8 protein-coding genes are annotated in these 10,647 nt (G+C 28.4%); all 8 read right to left on the bottom strand.

Features of this window, described 5'->3' with window-relative positions:
- A partial coding sequence (locus RI68_RS03490; protein WP_017193638.1) for an HD domain-containing protein occupies nucleotides 1-706 on the bottom strand: 706 nt, incomplete at its 3' end.
- A 57-nt stretch (nucleotides 707-763) separates the two neighbouring features.
- Nucleotides 764-1,906: a tRNA 2-thiouridine(34) synthase MnmA gene (gene mnmA, locus RI68_RS02345; RefSeq protein WP_017193637.1), complete on the bottom strand. Its 1,143-nt coding sequence runs from the start codon at nucleotides 1,904-1,906 to the stop codon at nucleotides 764-766.
- Between the two features lie 33 nt (nucleotides 1,907-1,939).
- Nucleotides 1,940-3,751, bottom strand: coding sequence for a nitrilase-related carbon-nitrogen hydrolase (locus tag RI68_RS02340; RefSeq protein ID WP_017193636.1), 1,812 nt, complete (start codon nucleotides 3,749-3,751; stop codon nucleotides 1,940-1,942).
- A 66-nt stretch (nucleotides 3,752-3,817) separates the two neighbouring features.
- Entirely contained in the window at nucleotides 3,818-4,543 is a 726-nt protein-coding gene (locus tag RI68_RS02335) for a YitT family protein (protein ID WP_017193635.1), read from the bottom strand.
- A gap of 63 nt (nucleotides 4,544-4,606) precedes the next feature.
- On the bottom strand, nucleotides 4,607-5,710 hold the full coding sequence (gene prfB, locus RI68_RS02330; RefSeq protein ID WP_026071953.1) for a peptide chain release factor 2: 1,104 nt from the start codon (nucleotides 5,708-5,710) through the stop codon (nucleotides 4,607-4,609).
- Nucleotides 5,711-6,398: 688 nt separating this feature from the next.
- A complete protein-coding gene (locus RI68_RS04070; protein ID WP_017193633.1) occupies nucleotides 6,399-6,557 on the bottom strand; it encodes a hypothetical protein in 159 nt (52 codons plus the stop codon).
- Between the two features lie 114 nt (nucleotides 6,558-6,671).
- On the bottom strand, nucleotides 6,672-6,878 hold the full coding sequence (locus tag RI68_RS02325) for a hypothetical protein (RefSeq protein ID WP_017193632.1): 207 nt from the start codon (nucleotides 6,876-6,878) through the stop codon (nucleotides 6,672-6,674).
- Nucleotides 6,879-7,456: 578 nt separating this feature from the next.
- A complete protein-coding gene (gene secA, locus RI68_RS02320; RefSeq protein WP_017193631.1) occupies nucleotides 7,457-9,961 on the bottom strand; it encodes a preprotein translocase subunit SecA in 2,505 nt (834 codons plus the stop codon).
- Nucleotides 9,962-10,647: the final 686 nt, after the last annotated feature.

The following is a 10,647-nucleotide window of genomic DNA, read 5'->3' as shown; positions in this document are numbered from 1 at the left end:
TTTTAATAATATTTTTTATAGAATTTTCGCGTTCATTTTTTTTAGCGTTAATTAGGTTAGAAATGTGGTAATATTCTTTAGGGTTCATATATCTAAAAGTTAAATCTTCTAATTGAGATTTAATTTTAAAAAGACCTAAACGATGGGTTAAAGGAACATAAATATCTAATGTTTCTTGGGAAATATGTAATTGTTTTTCAGGCTTCATTTCTTTTAAAGTCTGCATATTATGCAGTCTATCTGCTATTTTTACCAAAACTACTCTAATATCATTAGCCATAGCTAAAAAAAGTTTTTGATGATTTTCCACTTGTCTTTGTTTAGGGTTAAAACTAAGTTTAGCTAATTTAGTGGTTCTTTTCACTATATAAGCCACATCTTCCCCTAAAAAATCTTTTAATTCATCAAAAGTTAAATCCGTATCTTCTAAAGAATCGTGTAATAAACCAGCCATTAAAGTATTGGGTTCACTATTCAAATCAGCTAAAAGAATAGCAACAGAAATAGGGTGAATAATGAAGTCTTCACCCGTTACTCTTTTTTGATTTGTATGTTTTTTTTTAGCCAATAAATAAGCTTGATTAATTTTATCTAAGACTGTTTTTTCATGAATGTATTTTTTTACTTTTTGCATCAATTCTTGAAATAAAATTTCTTCATGAACTTTTGTTTCTATGTTATGGCTTTCAGTAGTATTAAAAAGCACTTTAATCACCTATTTTTTTAAATTTTTAAAACATATTTTTAAAGGATAAAAAAATGTTTAAACATATGAAAGTTTTTTATCTTGATAATAAACTTCTTTAATCATTCCTGCTCCTATACAAAAATCATCTTTATAAAAAGCCGCTATTTGCCCTGGCGTGATAGCTTTGATTTTTTGGGGATAATAAACTTTTAAAGTTGTTTTATCCAACCAAACAAGTTCCACTTCTTGATCGGGTTGACGATAACGAAATTTAGCCATCATCTTCATTTTACCATGATTTTGATAAACATCATAATTTCTCCACACGACATCAATGATTAAAGTTGAATCGCTATAAAGGTAAGGGCTGTCATAACTTTGGTCCACAAACAAAGTATTGGTGAGCAATTCTTTACCCACGACAAACCAGGGAGCTTGATTTTCTTGAGTAACCCCTAAATTAAGTCCTTTTCTTTGCCCAATAGTATAATTAAAAATGCCTTCATGTTCTTGTAAAAACTTGCCATTCATATCTTTAATAGGACCTTTTTTAGCAGGAATATAATTTTTTAAAAAAGAACTGAATTTGCGTTCTCCGATAAAACAAATACCAGTGGAGTCTTTTTTTCTCGCTGTTATTAAAGAATTTTTAGCGGCGATTTCTCTGACTTCTTTTTTAGTCATTTTTCCTAAAGGGAAAAGGATTTTATCTAATTGTTTTTGTTTAAGTTGAGATAAAAAATAAGTTTGGTCTTTGGTATCGTCCCAAGCTTTAGTTAAGATGGGTTGACCTTTTTTATGAGTAATATTGGCATAATGCCCCATAGCGATAAAATCAGGATTGAATTGTTCGGCATATTTGATAAAAGTGAGAAATTTAATTTGATTATTGCATAAAATATCGGGATTAGGGGTTAAATTTTGTTTTAATAATTTTAAAAAATACGAAAACACTTGGTCCCAATATTCTGCGGAAAAATCAACTTGATGAAATTTAATATCTAATTGTTTAGCGATGGCAGCAGCATCATTCAAATCGGCTGTTTGCGGGCAAACATCATCATTAATATTAGGATTACCTTGAACATCATAATTCAAACTACTATCCCAATTGCGCATAAAAATACCTTCTACCTCATAACCTTGTTGTTTTAATAATAAAGCCGTAACGCTACTATCAACTCCACCTGATAAACCAACAATCACTTTTTTTTTCATATTCTATACTTCTATTTCTATAAATTACGTTTTTCACTCTTTTCGTTGGAAATTAATAGGTAACTTAAATTCCGTTCTTGGTGAAAGGCTATTTTCTAAAATTTTAGGTCCTGGGGACATTTGTTGCCTTTTGTATTGTGCCTGATAAAAAGTTTTTAAATAATTTTGCACTAAAACTAAACTTTCTTCCTTATTTAAAGAGAAAGTGTGTTTGATTAAAAAAGCGATTTTTGCTTTAGAAAAATTATTTTTTAAATGATGATATAAAATAAAATCTTCTATGATGATATTAGGGGTTAAAAATTTTTCTATCTGTTCTTGGTAAAAAACTTTTAATTCAGGAGTGATAGAAATGATAGGTTTATTCAAATGGAAAAGAATTAATTCAGTCATTAAAGTTTGGGTTAAACCAACATTAACATTATACAATTGATCATAATAATGGATTCTTGCACTTACTTTTCCTAAAGCCGTATCTGACAAATTATCACTTTCTAACACTAAAATTTGTGAATCGTCCAACATCAGAGGATTTGGGGTAAATTTACTTAAAGCGTGATGAATCAATTCTTTGCTTAACCATTCTTTAACTTGGGGTTGGTGATCCTCATTATCAAGAAGAATATTTTTAATCCCTAAGTTTTTTAAAAAGTTTTTAATCAATGCAACAAAATCAGGTTGAAAATCTTTTTCATCTTCCATAATCACAATCAAATCATCTAGTGTTTTTTTACTAGCTTGAAAACTTTGTACGACTGCCAAAAGGGACAATAATTCGTTTAAACGCGAAGCGAATTTTAAAATCACTTTCAAATTTTTAATATGTGATATTTTACTTTGTAAAGATAAAAACTGAATATGGTTCGCTAGTTTTAATTGTTCCTCTAAATCCTTCATTTCCACGAAAGGTTTTTGGTGGAAAGGTTTTTCAAATTCATAATTATCATATTCTTTAATATTGAAATAAGCTTTCAAAAAAGGATATTCTTTGCCGATTTTTTGATCACCTAAAGTGGTATCAATTCTTCTTTGGTGTTTGATAGAATCAATACAAACATCAACGACTAAACTAGTATCATCTTGGTTAAATAAATCTTTTTCACCAATTAAATTACCGAAAACAGCGGCTATTTTATGGTTAGAAAAAAGGACATCAGTAGATGATTCTGTAATTCCACTACTAGTGTAAAAATAACCACCAATATGTTTGCGAGAATGATTAATAACCGCATTTGTGCGCATTTCTTTTTTACCGATATGTTCGGTAGAAGAAGATAAGTTAAAAATTAATTCCGCTCCATTTAAAGCTAATAAATCGCTAGGAGATTCAATAGTCCATAAATCTTGACAAATCTCCGCCCCAAAACTGATATCGAATTTTTTATTAATAAATAAAATATTACCGACAGGTACTTTTTGTCCTAAAAAATCAATCTCTTGCGTTTGGATAGTTTTGCCAGAATGAAACCATCTTTTTTCGCTAAATTCTTTATAATTAGGAATAGTGTGTTTAGGAACAATGCCTAAAATTTTATCTTTTTGAATTACCACAGCGACATTGAATAAAACTTCTTCCAAAAAGAAAGGCATTCCTGCTAAATAAACTCCTTCAAAAGTGGTTTTTTCCATGATAAATTTTAAAGATTCTAAAACTTCCTGATAAAAAGTAGTTTCAAAAAATAAATCTCCAGCTGTATAACTACTTAAACATAATTCAGGAAATAAAACAAAGCTAGCTTTGCTATGGTTAAGAACTTTAAGAATACTTTCAGCATTTTTAAAGGGATTCCCGATGTGCAAATCAGGATTGGATAATTCTATTTTAATAAAACCGTTGTGATACATGGGTTGAAAAACCTTCCTAATATTGAGTTCTAATGAGGTGTTTTATTTTCAGAATTGAAGACTTTTTTATTTGTTATCGGCAATATCAACATTAATTTTATTTTTCTTTTCCATGATATAACCAATAATAATGATAGTTATAAAAGACAATAATAATCTAATCCCGGTTTCCAAAAAAACTGCTCCATCAAATTCTTTTTTATTTTCCATACTTTTTAATAAAGAATCAACTGAAACTAAAACACCATCAGTCATAAATAAAATAATAATGAAATTAATTTGAAACTTTTCTTTTAAAAGTTTATGAAAAACATCCATTCCTCCAGTATTATAACCGTGGTTTCGAATGTTTGCCAACGTAGTTCCAATCATAAGACCGCTCATCAGAGAAGCAATAACTAATTGAACGTACATGTTTTTTATATGTAATAAATCAAAAATCTTACCTTTATTCTTGTCAGTTAACAAATCAAAAAGAGGAACGCTGACGATTAAAATAATAACTAAAAAAGCGGTTTTAGTGAAGAAGTCTTTACCAAAAACTTTCCAACCAACTATTAAGGAAAATACTTGAGTGAGGAAAATAAAAACAGAAATATTAGAAAAACTTGTTGAAAATAAATCAGGTTTAATAAATTTGTCCATCAACATAGCTACGCCATCCATTCCTCCTGTGTTTAAATTAGTAGAAATTAAAAAGAAATAAATAGCGATAGATAAGACAATATCATTTAAAATCAAACTTGTCCATTTTTTAATGTTATCTTTCTTATTGGAAACATTGGTGTCCATAAATAATTATTATATAAAAAGATTGAATAATCTTTTTATGCCCTTTCTAATGATAATTTTTTATTATGAAGAATTGTTTTTTTGCCTCAAAAAAGCGTTAATAAAATCGTCTAAAAAACCATCCATTACAGCGTCAATTTGAAAATATTCATAATTGGTGCGATGGTCTTTTACCATTTGATAAGGGTGAAAAACATAACTTCTAATCTGAGAACCCCAACTAATATCTTTTTGTTCTCCGTTAAAGTTTTTTTTACTTTCTTCTTGTTCTTTTAAAGCTATTTGTAATAATTTGGTTTTTAAAATTTGTAAAGCTTTTTCTCTATTTTTAATTTGACTTCTTTCGTTTTGGCAAGTCACGACAGTGTTGGTCGGTAAATGAGTAATTCTTACCGCAGAATCGGTCGTATTAACATGTTGTCCGCCAGCTCCACTACTGCGATAAACATCTACTTTGATATCTTCATCTTTAATCTCAATTTGAATATCTTCGTTAATTTCAGGTAAAATCTCACAAGAAGCAAAAGAGGTGTGTCTTCTTGCGCCGGAATCAAAAGGAGATACTCTCACCAAACGATGAACGCCTCTTTCAGCTTTTAAATATCCGTAAGCGTATGGACCTTTAATCAAGATAGTCGCCGTTTTTAAACCCGCTTCTTCGCCTGGTTGAGAATGAAGGATTTCGTATTGAAATTTTTTTCTTTGAGCGTACTTTTGGTACATTCGTGTTAACATTTCGCACCAATCTTGCGACTCGGTTCCGCCAGCACCTGAATGTAAAATTAAAATAGCGTTATTTTCATCGTAAGGTTGATTCAATAAAACTTCAATTTCAAAATCTTTAATTTCTTTTTGAATTTGTTTTAACTCTTCAATAAGGAAAAGCAAATCCTTATCGTTTTCATTTTCTACTAGTACAAATAAAGTCGCCAAATCATCGTATTTTTTCTTTAAAGAATTAAAATTAGAAATTTTATTTTGTAGTTGATGAAGTTTTTGACTAATATCAATAGCGTCTTTATTTTCGGTCCAAAAATTAGGTTTTTCCATTAAAGCCATTAAATCGTCTATTTGTTTTTTCTTGTTTTTTAAATCGATTTTTTGTTCTAAATTGTGCAAAACAATTTGCAAAGCTGTTATAGTTTGGTTAATTTCATATCTTTCCATTTCGTTTTTCTCCGTGTTAAAATTTTGTCCTTTTTTATGCAACGAAGGATTATCAAAAGCTTCTTTTTACAATTAGAATATTTGCAAATATTCTAATTGTAAAAAAATACTAACACTAAGTAAAACTTCTTTTTCATAAGAAAGCAAATTATTTTTAATTTTTATCTGAAAATTTTGTCATCGCTTGGGAAATTGTAAGAAAAGAAAAACCTACATCTCATATCTTAATAATTAAATATTTATCATATAGGCGTTTTGTTTAATAATTTTTTTAAATTTCATTCATATAAGTCTTTGCGAGGATTAAAACTAAAGGAATGTGCTGCCCAATTGGCCAACTCATTGAAAAGGATATATTAAAAAAACCACTCCATGAGAATTAGTTAATTGATGGCTTTTTCAACCCATGAATTGTTTTCAGAAATTTTTAATATATTATTTTGAAATTGCATAACTTCGTAAAAATGTTTTTTTACCATTTTGCATTTTTTTCTTTTGTAAGGAACGGAGATGAATGAATAATCAATTCCGTTCAGAAAATTATTAATTTGTTTAAAATAGACGTTGAATTTACTTAACCTATGTCTAGAAAAAACTAAATTAAATTTTTGTTTTTGCCAGATTTAATTTGAATACGAGTTTTGCCGTTAATCAAAATATCATGTTCTACATTGTGACTGTTGCAAATCTATTCGATCTTATCAGAGTTTGAAGAATCTTCTTGAATGTTTTTTACAATTAATTCTTCTAATTTTAAAGAGTTGCAACTCACATAATGAAAAAAATCATGAAATTTTTTTAATTTGGCTTCCAAATTGTTCAACATTTGAAGAGTTAATGTATACATTTTTCAAAACCTCTTCGGTTAAACAATCATAATCAGGATTTATTTCAATACCGATATAATTTAAATTAATCCTTTTAGCTACTAATAATTCTGAACCAGAACTTACAAAAGGGATTAAAACATTTCCTGGTGTGTTTTTTGAATAACTAAATTAATCATTTTTTCAGTTAAGACTTGAGGCTTTTGTGTAAGATAAACTATTGTATCGTGTTTTAAATGTTTTTTTAACTCTTTGAATGGTAAAATTTTATTTTCACAAGTTCGGCAAAAAAATCTTTCTTTTAAACTGGCTCCACCTGCTAAAGCAGGTATTTTAATCACATCGTGAGGTAAAGCGCCTTTTTCATGAACTTTATAAGTAGTGGTTTGGTTGCCGAATTTTCCTAAAGTTTATTTCCTTTTTTGACCAGAAAAATTAAAATAAGCTGATGTGTAAAGTTATCTTATTTGATCGATATAAAGTTTTGTTTTTTGTTAGTTCCAAAGGGATAAAATGGATTTTCATAAGAATTTTGTTAAAATTTAGAAGAAGGGTGTTTTGATTAGTATTATCCCACGCTAGGAGGATCCGGCGATAATAACTTCAAAAGTTTGTTTAATTTTAGGGATGACTTTGAAAAAACATCTCCTAAAATCACTTCAGTAAGCCTATCGTCTTGTTAATAACGGAATAATTGACTTCAGATGTTAAAAGTGAGTTTTGTTCTTTATTAACTAAATCTAAAAAACGATTACTTTTATAAGGAACAATAGGGGTTTTATCTTTTTGTTTTTATTCACTTTATTCTCCTTCTATCGGATAATATCTTTTGCCACAAATACTAAAAATATTTTCAAAAAATAAAAATTCTTTTAAAAGACTGTTTTAAATTATGTTCATTTGTGGGGTATAAAAAAGTTTAATTCCAAGGTTTTCTAGAGCCTCTAATTTTTCTATTTTTCCTTTTCGTAGTATTGTCTTCAGAATCAGAGCGGTTGAAAATTAATTGTTCTTGAAAGGATTCCACTAATTGGTCGGTTAAAGCGGAACTTTTTAAAATAGTTTTCGTTACTTCAAGGGCTATATTTTCGATCATTTGGTTGAAAAACTTTTGCCCTTCTTCTTGATAAACTACTAAGGAGTTTTGTTGACCGTAACTTAAAAAATTAATTCCTCTTCTCAAAATGCTCATATCATTAATATGACGTTTGAAATAAGAATCTACTTTTTGTAGCATAATGTATCTTAAAACATAAAAATACTGCTTATCATCAATAACTTGTAATTTAGCTTTTTGCTCTTCCAAGAAAGTCGTTACTTTTTTTTTCACCACTTCTTCTATTTCTTTAGAAGATAAAAGAAAACGCGGTTCTTCTTGAGTTTGGAAATCTTGGACCGTAAAAGTATTGGGAAGGAAAAATAAAGTTTCTAAATAAGTAATAAATTCTTTAATACCTTCATCATCTTTATTGGTCATTTTATTTTTTAAAAAGTAATTAATATTACTGTTTAAAGTTTTATTCATTAAGTTTACAACTAAAACATCTACTTCTTCAGATTTTAAAATTTCTTTTCTTTGTTGGTAAATGATTTCTCTTTGCAATCTTAAAACAGAATCAAATTGTAAAACAAATTTACGGTAATCATAATTAGAAGATTCGATTTTTTTCTGAATGTTAGTCACAAAATTACTAAACATTTTTAAAGTGATAGGTTCATCAGAACCACTGTTGTTTTGTAACATAGCGATAATTTTTTGCATTCTGTTGCCGCCAAAACGTTTCACCAAATCATCATCAGTGGAAACGAAAAAGCGAGAAAAACCTGGGTCGCCTTGACGTCCAGCACGTCCTCTTAATTGGTTATCAATCCTACGTGCTTCGTGTCTTTCGGTCCCTAAAACAGCTAATCCGCCTAATTCAACTACTCCTTCGCCTAAACGGATATCAGTCCCACGACCAGCCATATTAGTAGCGATAGTGATAGAACCTTTATGTCCAGCTTTAGCGATAATTTCTGCCTCTTTAGAGTGGTTTTTAGCATTAAGAACTTCATGTTTAATTTTTCTTTTTTTCAAATATTTAGCTATTTCTTCGGAAACTTCCACTGTTGGCGTTCCGATTAAAATAGGTTGTTGTGTAGCATGCCTTTTTTCAATTTCGCCTAATAAAGCTTGCCATTTTGCTTTAGCAGAAGCGAAAACATAATCAGGAGCGTCTTCTCTAATCATTGGTTTATTAGTAGGAATTTCCACTACTTTCATTTTATAAATATTAACGAATTCTTTTTCTTCTGTTTTAGCTGTTCCTGTCATGCCTGACATTTTACGGTAAATTCTAAAGAAATTTTGGTAAGTAATAGTGGCGGCAACTTCTGTTTCTTCTTTAATAACACATCCTTCTTTGGCTTCGATCGCTTGATGTAAACCATCACTGAATTGACGACCATTTAAAATCCTACCAGTGAATTGGTCAATAATTAAGACTTGTCCTTTATCCACTAAATAATCTTTATTTTTTTCCATAATAAAAACGGCTTTTAAACTGTTTTTAATGTGGTGCAATAATAAAGAGTGAGAATTATTGTATAAATTAGTTAATTGGAAAAAAGCTTCAGCTTTGCGTACGCCTTCTTCAGTTAATTCGATAGTTTTAGATTCTAAATCGATCATATAATGTTCTGGTTTTAAGCTTTTTACGAAACGATCAGCATCACGGTAAAACTTTTTGCCTTGTTGAGTGCTACTTGAAATAATTAAAGGAGTTCTAGCTTCATCAATTAAAATAGAGTCTATTTCATCAATAATAACATAGTTATAATCACGATGCATCATTAAATTATTAATATCAGTTTCCATATTATCTCTTAAATAATCGAAACCTAATTCACTATTAGTAGAATAAAGAATATCAGCTTGATAAGCTAATTTTTTTTCAGGAATGGTTTTATCTTTAGTATTTAAACCCACATTCATGCCTAAAAAACGGAAAATATCGCCTATTTGTCCTTCGGCTTCACGACTAGCTAAATATTCATTAACTGTCACGATATGAACTGAATCACCACTTAAAGCGTTTAAATAAGCTGGTAAAACAGAAGTTAAAGTTTTACCTTCTCCGGTTTTCATTTCGGCTATTTGGCCTTGATGTAAAACGATAGAACCTAAAAGTTGTACGTAATAAGGTGTTAAACCAGTTACTCTTCTGGAAGCTTCTCTCGCCAAAGCGTAAGCTTCCACTAATAAACTATCTAAAGAAGCACCTTCTTGAAAACGTTGTTTTAATTTTTCTGTTTCTTTAGGAAAATCCTCATCTTTTAGTTGTTGCATCTCTTCTTCTAATTTTTCAATTTTAGTAGTTATTGCTTTCGCTTTTTTTAAATATTTATTTGAAGAATCAAATAATTTTGTAAGAAAACTTAACATGTTTATATAAAACCTTTCTTGAAAAAATAATTGATCGATTATTTTTTTTATTTTTATTAATTGAATAAAAATTAATATCTATTTTAATAATATTCAAAATTCAGGCCTTTTTTACTATTTTTTTGAATATTAATGAGTATTGCCTCTTTTATGAAAAGAAATAAGTAATGATTAAAATTGTTCTTTATTGGTTTAATTAGTTTAATTTAAACTTTGTTTAATGATTTTATTGAGTGTTTAATAATAAAAACCAACCCTTAAATTAATAATATCTCTTTTCTGGGAGAAAAAAATTTTTTTAAAAGAAATATTTTTGATAAAAACCAACCTTCTAAATAAATTTAAAAAAATTATTTATGAGCCTAAATTAGCTGTTTTTTATATTTTTATTTTTTCATAGAAGTCCAATAATTAAGATCAATAAGAAAAAGAAAGGCTTTTTTAAAGGACTTTATTGCTTCATAAAAAAATATGCTAATAATATAATAATAACATAATTCCCTCCATTAATTAATAATTAGTTAAGTAAATTTAACACAAGAAAAGATTATTATATCTTCGCATAAAAATCATCCGATCACAATGCGCTGTTTCTTTTTTTTAGACAACTTTTATCTCTAAAATTATTCTTTAAAACTTAAAATTAAGTGATAATTTCATATCTTTTCAAACTAACAAAGTATTTT

The organism is Vaccinium witches'-broom phytoplasma str. VAC (assembly GCF_000309405.1).
Classification (GTDB): domain Bacteria; phylum Bacillota_I; class Bacilli_A; order Acholeplasmatales; family Acholeplasmataceae; genus Phytoplasma.
This window is presented reverse-complemented; position numbering and strand designations above follow the sequence as displayed.

Coding starts and splice junctions, on each gene's coding strand:
- RI68_RS04070 (WP_017193633.1), bottom strand. CDS start 6,557: ATGTATACATTAACTCTTCAAATGTTGAACAATTTGGAAGCCAAATTA.
- prfB (WP_026071953.1), bottom strand. CDS start 5,710: ATGGAAAGATATGAAATTAACCAAACTATAACAGCTTTGCAAATTGTT.
- secA (WP_017193631.1), bottom strand. CDS start 9,961: ATGTTAAGTTTTCTTACAAAATTATTTGATTCTTCAAATAAATATTTA.
- mnmA (WP_017193637.1), bottom strand. CDS start 1,906: ATGAAAAAAAAAGTGATTGTTGGTTTATCAGGTGGAGTTGATAGTAGC.
- RI68_RS02340 (WP_017193636.1), bottom strand. CDS start 3,751: ATGTATCACAACGGTTTTATTAAAATAGAATTATCCAATCCTGATTTG.
- RI68_RS02335 (WP_017193635.1), bottom strand. CDS start 4,543: ATGGACACCAATGTTTCCAATAAGAAAGATAACATTAAAAAATGGACA.